Origin of the sequence: Jiangella muralis, assembly GCF_001270745.1 — a bacterium.
Lineage (GTDB): Bacteria > Actinomycetota > Actinomycetes > Jiangellales > Jiangellaceae > Jiangella > Jiangella muralis.
In genome coordinates, this window is sequence record NZ_KQ434758.1 from 103,826 (window position 1) to 121,109 (window position 17,284).

19 protein-coding genes and 1 pseudogene are annotated in these 17,284 nt (G+C 73.0%); 8 read left to right on the forward strand and 12 right to left on the reverse strand.

Annotated features, from left to right (window positions below; translation table 11 throughout):
• Nucleotides 1-7: 7 nt before the first annotated feature.
• The 8 genes from ACW62_RS15425 to ACW62_RS15460 form a co-directional block, all read right to left on the reverse strand.
• The gene (locus ACW62_RS15425; RefSeq protein WP_053205006.1) at nt 8-1,507 is read right to left on the reverse strand and encodes an HNH endonuclease signature motif containing protein; all 1,500 of its coding nucleotides are present in this window, start codon (nt 1,505-1,507) and stop codon (nt 8-10) included.
• An 80-nt stretch (nt 1,508-1,587) separates the two neighbouring features.
• Nucleotides 1,588-2,406, reverse strand: a complete 819-nt coding sequence (locus ACW62_RS15430) for a helix-turn-helix domain-containing protein (protein WP_053205007.1) — start codon at nt 2,404-2,406, stop codon at nt 1,588-1,590.
• A 1-nt stretch (nt 2,407) separates the two neighbouring features.
• Nucleotides 2,408-3,046 carry a LysE family translocator gene (locus ACW62_RS15435; RefSeq protein ID WP_053205008.1) on the reverse strand — a complete coding sequence of 213 codons (639 nt, stop codon included), beginning with the start codon at nt 3,044-3,046 and terminating at the stop codon, nt 2,408-2,410.
• Nucleotides 3,047-3,140: 94 nt separating this feature from the next.
• Entirely contained in the window at nt 3,141-4,169 is a 1,029-nt protein-coding gene (gene ilvC / locus ACW62_RS15440; RefSeq protein WP_053205009.1) for a ketol-acid reductoisomerase, read from the reverse strand.
• Between the two features lie 30 nt (nt 4,170-4,199).
• Nucleotides 4,200-4,724 carry an acetolactate synthase small subunit gene (gene ilvN, locus ACW62_RS15445; protein WP_053205010.1) on the reverse strand — a complete coding sequence of 175 codons (525 nt, stop codon included), beginning with the start codon at nt 4,722-4,724 and terminating at the stop codon, nt 4,200-4,202.
• A 1-nt stretch (nt 4,725) separates the two neighbouring features.
• Complete coding sequence (locus ACW62_RS15450) at nt 4,726-6,555, reverse strand: acetolactate synthase large subunit (RefSeq protein WP_420843590.1); 1,830 nt, start codon at nt 6,553-6,555, stop codon at nt 4,726-4,728.
• 176 nt (nt 6,556-6,731) lie between these two features.
• Complete coding sequence (locus ACW62_RS15455; RefSeq protein ID WP_053205012.1) at nt 6,732-7,289, reverse strand: pyridoxamine 5'-phosphate oxidase family protein; 558 nt, start codon at nt 7,287-7,289, stop codon at nt 6,732-6,734.
• Nucleotides 7,290-7,298: 9 nt separating this feature from the next.
• Nucleotides 7,299-7,964, reverse strand: a complete 666-nt coding sequence (locus tag ACW62_RS15460; protein ID WP_053205013.1) for an NAD(P)-dependent oxidoreductase — start codon at nt 7,962-7,964, stop codon at nt 7,299-7,301.
• 74 nt (nt 7,965-8,038) lie between these two features.
• Here ACW62_RS15460 and ACW62_RS15465 point away from each other — a divergent pair, with 74 nt between their 5' ends.
• Nucleotides 8,039-8,716 carry a TetR/AcrR family transcriptional regulator gene (locus ACW62_RS15465; protein WP_053205014.1) on the forward strand — a complete coding sequence of 226 codons (678 nt, stop codon included), beginning with the start codon at nt 8,039-8,041 and terminating at the stop codon, nt 8,714-8,716.
• Between the two features lie 44 nt (nt 8,717-8,760).
• On the forward strand, nt 8,761-9,249 hold the full coding sequence (locus ACW62_RS15470; protein ID WP_053205015.1) for a pyridoxamine 5'-phosphate oxidase family protein: 489 nt from the start codon (nt 8,761-8,763) through the stop codon (nt 9,247-9,249).
• Nucleotides 9,250-9,252: 3 nt separating this feature from the next.
• Here ACW62_RS15470 and ilvD read toward each other — a convergent pair whose 3' ends face one another.
• Complete coding sequence (gene ilvD, locus ACW62_RS15475) at nt 9,253-10,944, reverse strand: dihydroxy-acid dehydratase (RefSeq protein WP_053205016.1); 1,692 nt, start codon at nt 10,942-10,944, stop codon at nt 9,253-9,255.
• A gap of 72 nt (nt 10,945-11,016) precedes the next feature.
• Between ilvD and ACW62_RS35825 the strand changes: the two genes are divergently transcribed.
• From ACW62_RS35825 to ACW62_RS15495, 5 genes and pseudogenes are all read left to right on the forward strand, one after another.
• Nucleotides 11,017-11,484 (forward strand): hypothetical protein, encoded by a 468-nt coding sequence (locus tag ACW62_RS35825; protein ID WP_053205017.1) that lies wholly within the window; start codon nt 11,017-11,019, stop codon nt 11,482-11,484.
• Nucleotides 11,481-11,762, forward strand: coding sequence for a helix-turn-helix domain-containing protein (locus ACW62_RS36535; RefSeq protein ID WP_420843595.1), 282 nt, complete (start codon nt 11,481-11,483; stop codon nt 11,760-11,762). Before ACW62_RS35825 ends, ACW62_RS36535 begins: the two co-directional genes overlap by 4 nt.
• Entirely contained in the window at nt 11,759-11,980 is a 222-nt protein-coding gene (locus tag ACW62_RS35270; protein ID WP_053205018.1) for a hypothetical protein, read from the forward strand. The genes ACW62_RS36535 and ACW62_RS35270 overlap by 4 nt, the downstream gene beginning before the upstream one ends.
• Nucleotides 11,977-12,535 (forward strand): annotated as a pseudogene (locus ACW62_RS36205) (SDR family NAD(P)-dependent oxidoreductase). The gene ACW62_RS35270 and the pseudogene ACW62_RS36205 overlap by 4 nt, the downstream one beginning before the upstream one ends.
• Before the next feature lie 51 nt (nt 12,536-12,586).
• The gene (locus tag ACW62_RS15495) at nt 12,587-13,609 is read left to right on the forward strand and encodes a hypothetical protein (RefSeq protein WP_053205019.1); all 1,023 of its coding nucleotides are present in this window, start codon (nt 12,587-12,589) and stop codon (nt 13,607-13,609) included.
• On the opposite strand, the gene ACW62_RS15500 is transcribed toward ACW62_RS15495, so the two are convergent.
• Genes ACW62_RS15500 through ACW62_RS15510 form a run of 3 tightly spaced genes read right to left on the reverse strand, consistent with a single transcriptional unit; the run spans nt 13,593 to nt 16,042 of the window.
• Nucleotides 13,593-13,904, reverse strand: a complete 312-nt coding sequence (locus ACW62_RS15500; RefSeq protein WP_053205020.1) for a cupin domain-containing protein — start codon at nt 13,902-13,904, stop codon at nt 13,593-13,595. The genes ACW62_RS15495 and ACW62_RS15500 overlap by 17 nt on opposite strands.
• Nucleotides 13,905-13,957: 53 nt before the next feature.
• The gene (locus ACW62_RS15505; protein ID WP_053205021.1) at nt 13,958-15,046 is read right to left on the reverse strand and encodes a WD40/YVTN/BNR-like repeat-containing protein; all 1,089 of its coding nucleotides are present in this window, start codon (nt 15,044-15,046) and stop codon (nt 13,958-13,960) included.
• 36 nt (nt 15,047-15,082) lie between these two features.
• On the reverse strand, nt 15,083-16,042 hold the full coding sequence (locus ACW62_RS15510; RefSeq protein ID WP_053205022.1) for a 2-hydroxyacid dehydrogenase: 960 nt from the start codon (nt 16,040-16,042) through the stop codon (nt 15,083-15,085).
• A gap of 41 nt (nt 16,043-16,083) precedes the next feature.
• Between ACW62_RS15510 and ACW62_RS15515 the strand changes: the two genes are divergently transcribed.
• Nucleotides 16,084-17,226, forward strand: a complete 1,143-nt coding sequence (locus tag ACW62_RS15515) for a PQQ-dependent sugar dehydrogenase (protein WP_205629377.1) — start codon at nt 16,084-16,086, stop codon at nt 17,224-17,226.
• Nucleotides 17,227-17,284 lie beyond the last annotated feature (58 nt).

A 17,284-nucleotide genomic window follows, 5' to 3' on the forward strand; every position in this document is an offset into this window, starting at 1 on the left:
AAAACGGTCAGCCAGGCGGCTTCAGGTATCGATGCCCCGTCGGACTGGCCCATCGGGTGCCGCCGCCGGGTTGTCGCTCGACGCCCCACCGGCCGAGGTGCTTGATCAGGTGGTGCGCCTCGCACAGCGACTGGAGGTTCGCACGGCTGGTCGGTCCGCCGGCGGCGAACGGGACGACGTGGTCGATGTCGGCGGCCCGGGCCGGCTGATGACAGCCGGGCATGCGGCAGGTCCGGTCGCGAGCGGTGACGAACGCCGCCAGGGCCGCGGTCGGCCGGTACCGCCTGCGGCCGAGGTCGAGCAGCTGCCCGGTCTCGGGGTCGGTGCGCAGCCACGTCCACACGCCCTCGGCGGCGAGAGCGCGAGCCACGTGGGCGGGGATGGGTCCGTAGCCGTCGAGCTCGCCGGGCTGGTCGTCGAGACCAGCGAGCGTGCTGAACGGGACGGTGACATGCACGGTGACGGACCGCCGCTTCCTCGGCCGAGGAGCACCGGAAGGTCGCCCGCGGGCCGCGACGGTGGCCGGGCCGCCGACCCCACCCGCAGCGGGCCCGGACGAGGCTGCGCAAGGCGGGCGAGCGGGCTCGGCATCGACACGCCCGCCCGCACGCTCGGCGACAGGCGCGCCGGCAGCGGCGAGAGCATCCCAGGCGAGCTCCGCCAGCGCATCGGCGCGCCGCTGGTCGTTCGAGCGAGCCGGCAGGCCCGCCGCCGCGTCGGCACGCTTGGCGTCGGCAGCATCGGCCTTCACCACCGTGTTCAGCGCCGTCGCGTCCTCGGCCGGCAGCAGCGCCTCGAGGAACGCCATCCCGTCCGACGCCGGCGTGACCGCGACATAGCGGCCGTCGCGGGCGATGCGGTGACGCTCCGCGGTCTCGACCGGCGCCAGCTGGTGCAGCCGCCGCTTGATCAGCTTCCGCAGCGCCACCGCGTCGATGACTGGCGCCTCGGGGAGAACGTCGGCCTCGACGCGCGCCCGCACGGCGGGATCCTGACCGCCCAGCTCGTCGGTGATCACGCGCGCCCGGCGCAGGTCGATCGACCCCGCGGAGAGCGCCGCGTGGGTGTCGGGGAAATCCTCGACCAGCTGGATGGCGTGGCCGACGAGGTTCTCAGCCTGCTTGACCGTGCGCTGGCACCGCGCCGCGACCTCGACAGCCGTGATGGTGACGGGACTGACCGATCGGCAGGCGGGACCGGCGGGCTGCAGCTCAGGACGCGAGGCGAGCTCACTGAGCACGCGGGCCTCCTCGGCGGCGGCCCAGGCCGCCAGCCGCGCCCACCCGGCGGCCGCCTCGACGAGGTTGCCGGCGTCGGCCGAGCCGGCGTCGAACGCCGCGAGCAGTGCGGCCAGTTCCGCGCCCGTCGGCACTCGCTCGGCGTCGACGGGCAGCACCCGGGCCGACCGCTCCAGGAACCCCGGCTCGATGTCGTCGCCGAGCAGCTGGTCAGGCTCGAGCCGGACCCACTCGAAGGCGTCCGGATGCCACACGAGCGACCCCGCCACCGGGGATTCCCCGGGTGGCGTAGCAGCTAGTGGCACATTCTCGAACATGTGGCCAAGGCTATCGCGTCATGCGAGCAAGATCAACTCAGTGGGACGTGGTTGTGCTCGACGGCGGAACGGGGGAGGTAGCGGGCGGGGGTGAGGCCGGTGAGGGCGCGGAAGTCGTTGATGAGGTGGGCCTGGTCGAAGTAGCCGTGCCGGGCGGCGACCTCCGCCCAGTCGGGCGCCGGGCCGCCGGGCTCCGTCACCGTCGCCGCACGGAGCACCCGCTGCAGCCGCCGGACCCGGCCGAACCGCTTGGGCGACAGCCCGACGGCGGCGCGGAAGCGGCGCTGCAGCGTGGACGCGGACGCGTCGATGCGGGCGGCGACGGCGTGCACGGCGGCGCCGCGGTCGAGGGCGGCGACGGCGTAGGCAACGGCGCCGTCGGGGCCCGGGCCGCCGGCCGCCCGCAGCCGCGCCAGCAGCACCCGTTCCAGCACGTCCAGCCGCTCCCCCGGCGTGGCCGCGGTGAGCACCCGCCCCCGCACGCTGCCGCCGTCACGTCCCCACAGCACGTCCAGCGGTGTGACGGGATCGGTGAGCGCCGCCGCCGGGACGGAGCCGAACGCGACCACGCCGCCGGGGCGGAACACGACGCCGGCGGTGCGGGCTTGGTCGGCGGTGTCGACGCCGATGGGCCGGGCCAGCGGGGCGCACACGCCGGCGCCGCCGACCCCGCGACGAACGGCGAGGTCAGGGCCCTCGTACCAGTTCAGGCGGTCGGCGGCGAGGTTGACGACGAGCTGCGCGGCACCGGTGGGCAGGGTGCGGTCGCGGCCGGGCGGCAGCGGCTCGTCGAGGTACCAGAGGTGCTCGACGAACGGCGCCAGCTCGGCGCGGGGCCGGCGCAGTCGCACGTCAGTCGTTCCGGCCGGTGACCGCCAGCCGCGCGCCCAGCCCGATCATCGCGACGCCGCCGACGGCGCTGAAGTGCCCCAGCCGCCCCGGCGAGCGGGCGAACCAGTCGCGCGCGGAACCGGCCCCGAGCGCCCAGCAGCTGTCCATGAGGAACGCCATCACCGTGAACACGGCGCCGAACAGCAGCATCTGCACGCTCGGGTGCGCGCCGGCCGAGGAGACGAACTGCGGGAGGACGGCCGCGAAGAACACGATCACCTTGGGGTTGGTCAGCCCGACGACGAACCCCTCGCGCGCGGCGCGGCGGGCGCTGGTGAGCCGGACCGCCCCGGCCGCGGCGTCGGCGAAGGAACGACGGTGCCGGACCGCCTGCACACCCAGGTAGATGAGGTACGCGGCGCCGGCGAACTTGATGATGGTGAAGACGACGATGGACCGCTCGACGATCGCGCCGAGGCCGAACGCGACGGCCAGGGCCTGCAGGAACGCGCCCACGGCGTTGCCGCCCGCCGACGCGAGTCCGCCGCGCCGCCCCAGCACCAGCGCCCGGCCGACGGTGAACAGCACGCTCGGCCCGGGGATGGCGATCAGGATGAACGAGCTGACGACGAACGCCAGCAGGTGGGTCGTCGAGATCATGACTGCCTTCCGTCCCGCACGGCATAGGAGGCCGGCGGGGAGCCCTCACGCAGGTGCTCCCCGCCGGCCGGACACGTGGCCCCAGCGGGCCGCGTCAGCGCGCGGCCGTGCCCTCGGTGTAGTCGTCGTCGCTGGACTTCACCCAGGACATCAGCTTGCGCAGCTCGCGGCCGGTGGCCTCGATCGGGTGCGCCTCGCCCTCGGCCCGCAGCCGCTTGAAGTCCGGCGCGCCGGCGTCCTGGTCGGCGATGAAGCCGGCCGCCCACGACCCGTCCTGGATGGCCGTCAGCGCCTGCTGCATCCGCTCCTTCACCGACGCGTCGATGATCTTCGGACCGGTGCTGTAGTCGCCGTACTCGGCGGTGTCCGAGACGCTCCAGCGCTGCTTGGCGATGCCGCCCTCGTACATGAGGTCGACGATCAGCTTGAGCTCGTGCAGCACCTCGAAGTACGCGACCTCGGGCTGGTAGCCGGCCTCGGTCATGACCTCGAACCCGGCCTGCACCAGGTGCGACACGCCACCGCAGAGCACCGTCTGCTCACCGAACAGGTCGGTCTCGGTCTCTTCGGCGAACGTCGTCTTGATGCCGCCGGCCCGCAGCCCGCCGATGCCCTTGGCGTACGCGAGCGCGAGCGCCCACGCCGAGCCGCTGGCGTCCTGCTCGACGGCGACCAGCACCGGCACGCCGCGGCCGTCGGCGAACTCGCGCCGCACCAGGTGGCCCGGGCCCTTCGGCGCGACCATCGCGACGTCGACGTTGGCCGGCGGCTTGATGTAGCCGAACCGGATGTTGAAGCCGTGGCCGAAGAAGAGCGCGTCGCCCTCCTGCAGGTTGGGCTCGACGTCGTTGGCGTAGATGTGGCGCTGCACGTGGTCGGGCGCCAGGATCATGATGAGGTCGGCCTCGGCGGCCGCCTCGGCCGGCGTCACGACGCGCAGCCCCTCGGCCTCGGCCTTGGCCCTGCTCTTCGAGCCCTCCTGCAGGCCGACGCGGACGTCCACGCCGGAGTCGCGCAGGCTCAGCGCGTGCGCGTGGCCCTGGCTTCCATAGCCGATGACGGCGACGACCCGCCCCTGGATCACCGAGAGGTCGGCGTCGTCGTCGTAGTACATCTCTGCCACGAGGGCTTCTCCTTCTATCTCTGGGGTGTTCTATGCAACGCGGTCGACGGGGCGCAGCGCGCGGTCGGTGATGGAGCGCGATCCGCGCCCCACCGCCACCACACCAGACTGCACGAGCTCGCGGATGCCGTACGGTTCCAGCACCTTGAGCAGCGCGCTCAGCTTGTCCGACGAACCGGTCGCCTCGATGGTCACCGCGTCGGTGGCCACGTCGACGACCTTGGCGCGGAACAGCTCGACCGTCTGCAGCACGTGCGGCCGGGTCTCGTTGTCCGTGCGCACCTTCACCAGCACCAGCTCACGCTGGACCGACTGGCCGGGGTCGAGCTCGACGATCTTCAGGACGTTGACCAGCTTGTTGAGCTGCTTGGTGACCTGCTCGAGCGGGGAGTCCTCGACGTCGACGACGACCGTCATGCGCGAGACCGACGGATGCTCCGTCGGCCCGACCGCGAGCGAGTCGATGTTGAAGCCGCGGCGCGAGAACAGCGCGGCGATGCGCGCCAGCACGCCCGGCTTGTTCTCGACCAGCACCGAGAGCGTGTGCTTGCTCATCTCAGTCGTCACTCCTGTCCCACTCCGGCGCCATTCCGCGCGCGATCTGGATCTCGTCGTTGCTGGTGCCGGCGGCGACCATCGGCCACACCATGGCGTCGCGGTGGACGCCGAAGTCGACCACGACCGGCCGGTCGTCGACGGCCATCGCCTTCTCGATGGTGGCGTCGACGTCCTCGGCGGTGTCGCAGCGCAGCCCGACGCAGCCGTAGGCCTCGGCCAGCTTGGCGAAGTCGGGGATGCGGCGGCTGCCGAGGTCGGTGTTGGAGTAGCGGCCGTCGTAGAACAGCGTCTGCCACTGCCGGACCATGCCGAGGCTCTCGTTGTTGATGATCGCCACCTTGATCGGGATGCCCTCGATGGCGCAGGTGGCCAGCTCCTGGTTGGTCATCTGGAAGCAGCCGTCGCCGTCGATGGCCCAGACGGTGGCGTCGGGCCGGCCGGCCTTCGCGCCCATGGCGGCCGGGACGGCGTAGCCCATGGTGCCAGCGCCGCCGGAGTTCAGCCACGTGTTGGGGTTCTCGTAGGAGATGAACTGCGACGCCCACATCTGGTGCTGCCCGACGCCGGCGACGTAGATGGCGTCCGGACCGACCAGCTTGCCCAGCCGCTCGATGACGTACTGCGGCATGAGCTCGCCGTTCTCGGCCGGCGTGTAGCCCAGCGGGAAGTTGTCGCGCCACTGGTCGAGCTGGCGCCACCAGCCGGTGAGGTCGGCCCGGTGGTCCGCGGCGAACTCGGCCTCGACGGCCGGGATCAGCTCGGCGATGACCTCCTTGCAGTCGCCCACGATCGGGACGTCGGCGACGCGGTTCTTGGAGATCTCGGCGGGGTCGATGTCGGCGTGGATGACGGCGGCGTTCGGCGCGAACGACGCCAGCCGCCCCGTCACGCGGTCGTCGAACCGGGCGCCCAGCGTGATCAGCAGGTCGGCCTTCTGCAGCGCCGTCACCGCCGCGACGCTGCCGTGCATGCCCGGCATGCCGAGGTGCTGCTGGTGGCTGTCGGGGAACCCGCCCCGCGCCGTCAGCGTGGTGACGACGGGGAACCCGGTCAGCTCGGCCAGCCGGCGCAACTCCACCCAGGCGCGGGCGCGCAGCACGCCGCCGCCGACGTACAGGACCGGACGCTTCGCCGCCGCCATCAGCCGGGCCGCCTCGCGCACCTGCTTGGCGTGCGGACGGGTGACCGGGCGGTAGCCGGGGAGATCGAGCTCGACCGGCCAGCGGAACGTCGTCATGGCCTGCATGGCGTCCTTGGCGACGTCGACGAGGACCGGCCCAGGCCGCCCCGTGGTGGCGATGTGGAACGCCTCGGCGATGGTGCGCGGGATCTCCGCGGGGTCGGTGACCAGGTAGTTGTGCTTGGTGATGGGCATCGAGATGCCGCGGATGTCGGCTTCCTGGAACGCGTCGGTGCCGATGGCCGCCGACGCGACCTGGCCGGTGACCGCGACCATCGGGACGGAGTCCATGTGCGCGTCGGCGATGGGCGTGACCAGGTTCGTCGCGCCCGGCCCCGACGTGGCCATGCAGACGCCCGGCTTCCCCGTGGCCAGCGCGTACCCCTCGGCCGCGTGGCCGGCGCCCTGCTCGTGCCGGACCAGGATGTGACGGATCTGCTGGGAGTCGAACATCGGGTCATACGCAGGGAGAATGGCGCCGCCAGGAATGCCGAATACGGTGTCGACGCCGACCGCCTCGAGCGAGCGGATGAGGCTCGCGGCGCCCGACATCGTCGTCCCGTTGTCCCTGGTGGGCTGTCCCTGCGGCATGGCCGGACCCTTCTGCTGTGTGGTCGTGTGTCCGTCTCGAGCTGTCCCGTGCAACAAAAAACCCCTCCGCCCGGTGGGGCTGACGAGGGGTAGCGCGTCGGCTGGATCGCCTGACACGCTAATGAAGTACGAGAATGCCGAAACGCACGAATGCACCGTCCCTCACCCGCAGGGTGCACGTCAAGGCAGATCCCCGGATGTCTCACCATCCGGTACGGCCGTCCGCATCGCGGTCAGGCCGGGTCGTAGTCGAACGCGGGGAGGCCGTCGAGGCTGGTCGCGTTCTTGCGGCGCCGGTACTCGATGCGGCCGTCCTCGCCCTTGCGCTCCATGTGCGGCGGCAGCAGGTCGCGCTCGCCGGCGTAGTCCATGAACGGGACGCCGTAGCCGCAGGAGTCCGACACCCGGTGCACGTCGACGACGATGACGGCGCGGGCGCCCCGCCGCTCCGGGAACAGTGCGACCAGCGACGCGTACTCGTCGTCGTAGAGGGTGATGAAGCGGCCGGTGCCGTGCAACCGGACGATGTTCGGCGGGCCGGTGAAGGCGCAGAACATCAGCGTGATGCGGCCGTTCTCGCGCAGGTGCGCGATGGTCTCGGCGCCGCTGGCGGTGTAGTCGAGGTACGCGACGGTGTGCTCGTCGAGCACGACGAACGAGCCGCCGATGCCCTTCGGCGACAGGTTGACGTGGCCGTCCGGACCGGCCGGCGCCGTCGCGACGAAGAACACCTGCTGCGCCTCGATGAACGCGCGGAGCCGGCCACTGATCGATTCATGCACCTTGCCCACGGTCGCACCTTACCGAGACTGCCCGGAATCGGCAGCGATGGCCGGCGCCTCGCGCACCAGCGAGTCGTCCGTCAGCGCCTCGATCATGAACAGCGCGAAGTCGGTGCGCCGGGTCAGGTTGCCGTCCAGGAGCGGGTCGCCGACGTGCCGGCTCCACACCGGCAGGCCCTGGCTGTCGCCCTCTTCCAGGTCGCTGCCGCGGACGACGGTCCAGCGGCGGTCGCTGGCGAAGATGCGGCGGCACGCCTCCTCCTGGTCGTCGATCTCGACGGCGCGCAGCAGCTTCCCCACCCGGGCGGCGACGCGCAACGCCGTCCGGAACCGCCAGGAGTACCGGTCCTGCCCGTCGCGGGTGATGTGCCAGCCGCAGGAGAAGACCAGGCGCGCGTCCGGCTCGGCGAGGTCGAGCACCGCCTGCGCCGTGCCCGACGAGTACTGCTGGACGCCCCACGGGACGAGCACGCTCAGCACGCCGTCGCACCCGGCGACCGCCGCGCCGATGACCTCGCGGTCGTTCGTCGGCCCCGGCACGATCGTCATGCGATCGGCGAGCGCGGCCAGCTTCGGCACGCTCTTCTCACGGCACACGCCGACCACCTCGTAGCCGCGCTCCAGAGCGTGGCGCACGAGGTACTGCCCCAGCTTCCCCGACGCCCCGACGACGCACACCTTCATGTCCGGCTCCCTCCGTACTTACACTGTAAGTACCGTAGGCTTACACCGTAAGTAGGTCAAGACGAGGAGGAGCTGTGCGAGCGCCGCTCACCCGCGACCGCATCGTCGCGGCGGCCGTCACCCTGGCCGACGAGAAGGGCCGGGCCGGCGCCAGCATGCGGGCCATCGCCGGCCGCCTCGGGGTCGAGGCGATGTCGCTCTACAACCACGTCGCCGGGCGCGACGACCTCCTCGACGGCATGGTCGACGCGGTGTTCGCGGAGATCTCCCTCCCGCCCGACGGCGCCGACTGGCGGCCGGCCATGCGCGACCGCGCGGCGTCGGCGCGAGCGGCCCTGACGCGGCACCCGTGGGCCGTCGGGCTGATGGACTCGCGCGCCCGGCCCGGCCCGGCGACGCTGCGTCACCACGACGCCGTCCTCGGCGCGCTGCGGGCCGCCGGCTTCTCCGTCGAGCTCGCAGCGCACGCCGTCTCCGTCATCGACAGCTATCTCTACGGGTTCGTGCTGCAGGAGCTGAGCCTGCCGTTCGCCGGGCCGGGCGACGTCGACGAGGTGGCCGGCGGCATCCTGGCCGGCCTGCCCGGTGGCGCGTACCCGCACCTCACCGAGCTGATGACCACACGCGTGCTGCACACCGGCTACGACTACGGCACCGAGTTCGCGTTCGGCCTGGCCCTGATCCTCGACGGGTTGCGGCCCGACGAGGACCAGGTGTCGAAACGTGCGACGTCCCGTTCGTCTCAGGGGTGAGCCTCCCGGCAGGGGAGGGAACGTCACCGCAAGGAGAAGTCGTCATGACCCTGGACGAAGAACTCACCTCGGTCCCGGTTCCGCGCAGCCTGGCCAAGCGCCGGGCCGATGCGCGCCAGCGGCTCGAAACCGGCTTCCAGCTGTGGCTGGCGACCGGCAGCGACGGTCGTGGTGCGCATCTGATCCCGGTCGCCTACGTCTGGGACGGCTCGGTTCTGTACACCGCGACCTTCGCCGGCAGCAGGACCGTCCTGAACGCGAAGGCGCACCCGCGGATCCGGGTCGCTCTCGGCGAGACCGCTGACGTCGTCATGATCGACGCCAGCGCGTCGACGGTCGAGGTCGCCGACATCGACGACGACATCGCCGAGCGCTACGCCAAGGTCTCCACGGATCCGCGGACCGCGCCTGCGGGCAGGTTCGTCTACCTGCGCCTGCGGCCCCGGCGCATCCAGGTCTGGAACGGCTTCCACGAACGCGTCGGGCGTACGGTCATGCTGGACGGCCGCTGGCTGGAGAGCGCGGTCGACTAGTTCCTAGTCGCAGACGGCGCCGTTGGCGGCCGAGCCGACCAGCTTGGCGTACTTCGCCAGCACGCCGCGCTGGTGCTTGGGCGCCGGCGGCGACCATGCGGCCCGGCGGCGGGCGAGCTCGTCGTCGTCGACCAGCAGGTCCAGGGTGCGCGCCGCGAGATCGAGCCGGACGCGGTCGCCGTTCTCGATGAAGGCGATGGGCCCGCCGTCGACGGCCTCGGGCGCGACATGGCCGATGCACGGGCCGGTGGTGCCGCCGGAGAACCGGCCGTCGGTGACCAGCAGGACGTCCTTGCCCAGGCCGGCGCCCTTGATGGCGCCGGTGACGGCCAGCATCTCGCGCATGCCCGGGCCGCCCTTGGGGCCCTCATAGCGGATGATGATGACGTCGTTCTTCTCGAGCGTGTTGTTCTCGACCGCGTCCATGGCGCCGCGCTCGCCGTCGAACACCTTGGCGGTGCCCTCGAAGATGGCGGTGTCGAAGCCCGCGGACTTGACGACGGCGCCCTCGGGGGCCAGCGAACCGCGCAGGATGGTGAGGCCGCCGGTCTTGTGGATGGGGTTGCTCATCGCGTGGATGATCTTGCCGTCGACGTCCGGCGGCGCGATGTCGGCGAGGTTCTCGGCCAGCGTCTTGCCCGTGACGGTGAGCGCGTCGCCGTGCATGAGGCCGGCGTCGAGCAGCGCCTTCATGATGACCGGCACGCCACCGACGCGGTCGACGTCGGTCATGACGTACTGGCCGAACGGCTTGACGTCGGCGAGGTGCGGGACGCGGTCGCCGATGCGGTTGAAGTCGTCGAGCTCGAGCTTGACGTCGGCCTCGTGCGCGATGGCCATGAGGTGCAGGACCGCGTTGGTGGAGCCGCCGACCGCCATGACCATGGCGATGGCGTTCTCGAACGCCTCCTTGGTCATGATGTCGCGGGTGGTGATGCCGAGGCGGAGCAGGTTGACGACGGCCTCGCCGGACCTGCGGGCGTACCCGTCGCGACGGCGGTCGACGGCGGGCGGCGCGGCGCTGCCGGGCAGCGACATGCCGAGCGCCTCGGCGGCGCTGGCCATGGTGTTGGCGGTGTACATGCCGCCGCAGGCGCCCTCGCCCGGACAGATGGCCCGCTCGATCTCGTCGACCTCTTCGCGGGTGATGAGCCCACGGGCGCAGGCGCCGACCGCCTCGAACGCGTCGATGATGGTGACCTCGCGGTCGCCCACGCGGCCGGGCAGGATCGAGCCGGCGTAGAGGAACGTGGCGGCGATGTCGAGGCGGGCCGCGGCCATGAGCATGGCCGGCGCGGACTTGTCGCAGCCGGCCAGCAGGACGGCGCCGTCGAGCCGCTCGGCACCGAAGACCGTCTCGACGGAGTCGGCGATGACCTCGCGCGACACCAGCGAGTAGTGCATGCCCTCGTGGCCCATCGAGATGCCGTCGGACACCGAGATGGTGCCGAACTCCATGGGGAACCCGCCGCCGGCGTGCACGCCCTCCTTCGACGCCTTGGCCAGGCGGTCGAGCGAGAGGTTGCACGGCGTGATCTCGTTCCAGGACGAGCCGACGCCGATCTGCGGCTTCTCCCAGTCGTCGTCGCCCATGCCGACGGCGCGCAGCATTCCGCGGGCCGCGGCGCGTTCGAGACCGTCGGTGACCGCCCGGGAATGTGGCTTCAGATCGGGCTTCGAGGGTGTCACGGTCATGGAGCCACGCTAGTACCGTCGTCCGGCTGGAGAGACGTGGGTCCGGATTCCGGGACGTCGGATACTGGGGTCATGGACCGAGGACTGGGCGCGCGCCGGTCGGAGCTGCGCTGGCCGGGGCTCCGTTCGGTGTACTGCTGGCACCCGCCCACCGGCGATGTCACCGTCAGCGGCGAGCAGCAGATCGGCGTCACGTTCGCCGAGCACCACGGCGTCGTCACCGAGTCGGACGGACGCTGCGACCGGTTCGACAGCCGGCCCGGCGACGTGTTCGCGAACGGGCGGTCGCGGGTGTTCTGGAGCGAGCTCACGCGGCCGGACGAGCTGGTCGAGATCCACCCGGGACACGGTCCCGGGCCAGCGTCCTCGCCCGCAGGCTCGCCGAGCACGTCGTCGGGCACGACGCGGGCATCGCGCCGCCGCGGCGGGCGTTCGCCGGGCGGCTGGACCGCGTACTGCTGGACCGCGTCGCCGACGTCATCGAGGAGCGCCTGGGCGACCCGCTCACCGTCGACGACCTCGCCGCCGCCGCGACGCTGAGCCCGTTCCACTTCGCCCGCGCCTTCAAGGCGTCGACCGGCCTGGCGCCGCACAAGTACGTCACCTCGCGGCGGATGGAGCGGGCCAATTCGCTGCTGCTGACCAGCCGGTTGGGCGTCCCGGAGGTCGCCTACGCGGTCGGCCTGACGAATGTCAGTCACTTCCGCCGGGTGTTCCGCCGGCACACCGGCCTCCTGCCGTCCGACCTGCGCCCCGCGAGGACCGCAGGATCGGACCCTCCCGGGAACGGCGACCGGGCGGCAGGATCAGCGGCATGAGCGACTCGGTCACCACACTGCTGCACGCCATCGACACGCTGGACTGGGCCGCCGTCGAGGCCAACTGGATGGTGGCCGGCTGGTACGACATCCGGGTCTCCGACGGCAGGATCGCCGCGATCACGCTGCGCCCCACCTACGAGGAGGGCGACCGCGCTCTGACCGAGGCCGCGACGGCGCGGTGCGCGGCCGGCACCGGCGGGCGGGTGGCGGCTTGACGGACACCGTCGCCGTCGTCACCGGGGGCAACCGCGGGATCGGCCGGGAGGTCTGCCGCCAACTGGCCGCCCGCGGGCACACCGTCGTCCTGACGGCGCGCTCGCCGGAGGCGGCCCGCGCCGCCGCCGCCGAGCTGCCCGGCGTCGTCGTCCCGTTCCGCCTGGACGTCACCAGCACGGCCGACGCCGATGCGCTGGCCGGGCTTCCTCCGCGACGAGTTCGGGCGGCTGGACGTGCTGGTCAACAACGCCGCCATCCACTACGACACCTGGCAGCGCGCCGCGTCGGCCGACCTCGACGTCGTCCGCGAGGCCGCCGAGACCAACGTCTACGGGCCGTGGCGGCTGGCAATGACGCTGCTGCCGCTGCTCCGGGCGAGCGCCCATCCGCGGATCGTCAACGTGTCGAGCGAGGCCGGGTCGCTGGCGAGCATGGGCGGCCCCGGCGGCCGTCCGGTCGCCGACGGCGCGGCCGGCATCGTCTGGGCGGCGACCCTGCCCGACGACGGTCCGACCGGCGGCTTCTTCCGTGACTCCCGCGCCGTGCCCTGGTGACTTCACCCGGCGTTCACGTCGGCGCCGGACGGCGCGGGTACGGTGCGCCGCATGACCGCAGTGTCTCGTCCGTCCCGTCGCTCGTTCGTCGCAGGCTCGCTGGCCGGCCTCGGCCTGGCCACTTTGGGAGGTGTCTCGACGGCGTCCGCCATGACCCGGCCGCCGCGCATCCTCGTCGCCACCAATGAGCCGTGGGGCACCTATCACGTGCGGCCGCTGCTGGCGGAGATCGCGCGCCGCGGCTGGGACGTCCGGCAGCTGGTCCCGGACCTGTCGCAGATCGCGCCCGGCGAGACCGTCCCGGTCGTCACGCCGGACGACGACCCGGCGGCCGACCTGCTCGTCGTGACCGGCGCGACCGACTGGCCCGCCGACTGCGCCGCAACGTACGGCCGGCACACGCCGCTGGCCGCGACGTCGCTGGCCTACCTCAACGCCACCGAGGCACCCCGGGCGCACGAGTTCGAGCGGCGGCTGCGGCTGGTCACGTCCTCGTCGGCGGCGGAGGGCCGGTCGTTCGCCGGGCACCTCGGCACCCGCCGCCGGGTCCGCGTCGTCGGCTCGCCGCAGACCGACACGCTGCCGACGCCCGCACCGGAGCCGGGCACCGTCCTCGTCCTCACCAGCGTCACCTACCCCGACCAGACCGGCGGCGCGGCGCCCGGCACCCAACTGCTGCTCGACGCGGCGGCGGCGCTCGAGGCGGCCGGCAAGCACGTCCTCGTCGGCCTGCACCCGCGGGAGAACCCGGCGCTGTGGAGCCGCTACGAGATCAGCCCGGTCCCGTCGCTGCAGGCGTCGGCGCGGGCGGAGGTCGCGATCGGCATCCCGGGGACGGTGTTCCCGCTCATCGCCGCGGCCGGCGTCCCGGTCGTCGGCTGCGTCGATCCGCGCCTCGTCGTGCCGGAGTACCTGCTGGCGGTGTGCTCGTCGCTGATCGACGACGCGGCCGAGGCACTGCCCGCGGTCGAGTCGGCGACGCTGCCGGCCGACCTGGAGGACGTCGTCGGCCCGGTCGGCGGGTCGGCCGCGCGGCTGCTCGACGCCTGGGGCCGGGTCAGACGCCGACGGTGAGGATGATCAGGGAGTCCTCGTCGGCGACGACGTCGTGGCGTTCCGGCGGCGCGTCGACCAGCTCCCCCTCGGCGACGGCGATGGTGTGCTCGCGGGTGTGCAGGGTGACGCGCCCCTGCAGGCACTGCACCGTCGCGTCGCCGGGGCTCTGATGCTCGTTCATCCGGGTTCCGGCGGTGAGCGCGATGAGCGTCTGGCGCAACCGGGCGCCGCTGTGCAGCGTGCGCGACGCCCGTCCGGCGGACGAGAGCCGCGCCTCGTCGAGCTGCGCGGCGCCCATCGTCAGCAACGTCATGTCGTCCGCGGTACCCACTGCGCCGCCCGGGAAACGACGCCGGTGCTGCCTGCTCATGCGACCGTGGCGGCGCGGACGCAGAGCACGTCGGGCAGGTGCCGGATCACTTCGGTCCAGGTCGCGCCCTCGTCGGCGCTCGCGTAGACCGATCCGTCCCGCGTCCCGACGTACACGCCGGCCGGGTCGTCGACGTCGTCCACGCCCATCGCGTCGCGCAGCACCACCCCGAAGAAGCCGCCGGGCAGCCCGTCCGCCGACCGCTCCCACGTCGTGCCGGCGTCGTCGGTGCGCCAGACCTGCAGCTGCCGCCCCGGCGGCGTCCGCTCGCCGTCGGCGATGAGCGGCGCGACCCACGCCGTCGCCGCGCGGTGCGGATGCGCGACGATCGGGAAGCCGAAGTCGGCCGGCAGCCCGCCGTCGATCGGCTGCCACGTCGCGCCGCCGTCTCCGGACCGGTACACGCCGCCGTGGTTCTGCGCGTACAGCCGGTCCGGGTCGGCGGCGTCGCGCGAGACCTTGTGCACGCACTGCCCGTACTCAGGCGGCTCGCCGGGCAGGAAATCGGTGCGGATGCCGGTGTTCGACGGCGCCCAGCTGGCGGCGCCGTCGTCGCTGACGTAGACGCCGCCGGTGGACATCGCGACGAGCACGCGCCGGTCGTCGGTGGGGTGCGGCAGGACGGTGTGGACGGCCTGGCCACCGAAGCCGGGCTCCCAGGTGGGCCGGTGCGGGTGGTTCCACAGCGACTCGACCAGCGTGAACGTCTCGCCGTGGTCGTCGGAGCGCCAGAGCGCCGACGGCTGCGACCCGGCCCAGACGACGCCCGGCCGGGCGTCGTTGTCGGGCCGCAGCTGCCAGACCGCCTCAACCGACGCGCCGGCGTCCGTCGGGAACCGGATGCCGCTGCCGTCGGCCGCCTCGGTCCACGTGGCGCCGAGGTCGTCGGACCACGAGACGCCCGGGCCCCAGTGCGAGCTGCTGGCGCCGACCAGCAGCCGGGTGCGGCCGCCGCGCGTGTCGATGGCGCACGCGGCGACCGAGCTCATCAGGAAGTGCGGGCCGTCGACCGACCAGGTGCGGCGGTCGGCACTGCGCAGCAGCCACAGCCCCTTCTTCGTGCCGACGACGAGCAGGACGTCCATCGTGATCGCCTCCCGCCGGCCACGTTACGCCGGTTGTCAGGCTCCCGGGCCCACGACGACGTTCGCCAGCGGCTCGCCGGCCGCGAGCCGCGTCAGCTGCTGCCGCACGAGCCGCCGGGCCCGCGGCAGGAACGCCGACGACAGGCCGCCGACGTGCGGCGAGATCAGCGCGCCGGGCAGCGTCCACAGCGGGTGGCCGGCCGGCAGCGGCTCGGGATCGGTGACGTCCATGGCGGCGCGGATGCGGCCCGACCCGACCTCGGCGACCAGCGCGTCGGTGTCGACGATCGGCCCGCGCGCGACGTTGACCAGCACCGCGCCGTCGCGCATGCGGCCCAGGAACTCCGCGTCGACCATGCCGCGGGTGTCGTCCGTCAGCGGCAGGATGAGCATGACGACGTCGGCCCGGCCGAGCAGCTCGGGCAGCGCGTCGAACCCGGCGACGCCCTCGCGGGCCGTGCGGGCGACCTTGAGCACGTCGCACTCGAACGGCAGCAGCCGCGCCTCGATCGCCCGGCCGATGGCGCCGTACCCGACGATCAGCACCGTGCGGTCGGTCAGCGAGTCGTACCAGCCCTGCAGCCACTCGCCGGACGGCGCCGCGCGGACGAACGCCGGGATGCCGCGCAGCGTCGACAGCGTCAACGTCACCGCCAGCTCCGCCGTGCTGGCGTCGTGCACGCCGCGCGCATTGCACAGCGTGAGGCCGTCGCGCAGGTACGGGACGACGTGCTCGTAGCCGGCGGTGAGCGTCTGGACGGCGCGCAGCTTCGGCAGCCGCTCGATCAGGTCGACGGCGGCCGGCGAGAAGCCGTACGGGATGACGTAGTACTCGACCCGGTCCAGCACATCCGGCGGCGGGATGTCCGTCGTGTCGGCGCTGGTCAGCATGTCGGGGCCGGTGCTCGTGGTCAGCTCGCCGGCCCAGACGTGCACGTCGAGCCCGGGCGGCGGCGCCAGCGAGTCGGCGGGGAACGGGATCAGGACGTCCACCATGGTCCTCGAACCTACCGCTCCGCGCGTGACACGATGGAGCGGTGTCCATCCGGCGGATGATCGCGGTCGTCGCGGCGCTGGCCGTGGCGGGCGCGTCCTGCACGGGGTCGTCGGGCGGGTCGTCCTCACCGTCACCCTCGGTTTCCACCCCGTCTGCCTCGCTGACTCCCGTCACGCCCACGCCGGCGACGCCCGCCGCGCAGCCCGGGCCCGTCACGCCGTCCGCGGTGGAGGAGATCGTGACCGGGCTGGCCGCGCCGTGGAGCATCGCGTTCGTCCCCGGCGGCGACGGGCAGGCGCTGGTGACGCAGCGCGACGAGGGCACCATCGTGCTGGTCGACGCGGCCGGGACGGTGACGCCGGTCGGGCCGGTGCCTGGCGTCGACGGGTCCGGTGAGGGCGGCCTGCTGGGGCTCGCGTTCGACCCCGCGTCGCCGTCGGACCTCTACGTCTACTCGACCATGGGGTCGGAGAACGTGGTGCAGCGGACGACCTACGCGAACGGCGCGCTGGGCCCGTTCTCACTGGTCATCGACGGTATTCCGGCGGGCACGCGGCACAACGGCGGGCGGCTGGCGTTCGGGCCGGACGGGATGCTGTACATCTCGACCGGCGAGAGCGGGGTGCCGGAGGACGCGCAGGACGTCGGGAGCCTGGGCGGGAAGATCCTGCGCATCGCGCCCTCTGGTGCCGTTCCGGCCGACAACCCGTTCGACGGGTCGCCGGTCTGGTCCTACGGCCACCGCAACGTCGAGGGCCTCGCGTTCGACGACGAGGGCCGGCTGTGGGCGTCGGAGTTCGGCGACCGGTCCGCGGACGAGGTGAACCTCATCTCGCCCGGCCAGAACTATGGCTGGCCGTTCGTCGAGGGCATCGGCGGCGCGCCCGACTACGTCGACCCCGTCGTCGAGTGGCGGCCCACCTCCGAGTCGTCGCCGAGCGGGGTCGCCTACGTGCGCGACACGCTGTTCGTGGCGGCGCTGCGGGGTGAGCGGCTGTGGCAGGTGCCGGTTCCGGGCGGGGTCGCCGGCTCGCCCGTGGCGTTCGTCGAGGACTTCGGGCGCCTGCGCGACGCCGTCGTCGCCCCCGACGCGTCCCTGTGGGTGCTGACCAACAACACCGACGGCCGCGGCGACGCGCGTCCCGGCGACGACCGGATCCTGCGGCTGACGCTGGCGCCCTAGGTTCTTCGGCCTGGTCGGAGGACGTTTCGGGCGATCGTGGTCAGGGTGGTCCCCGGTC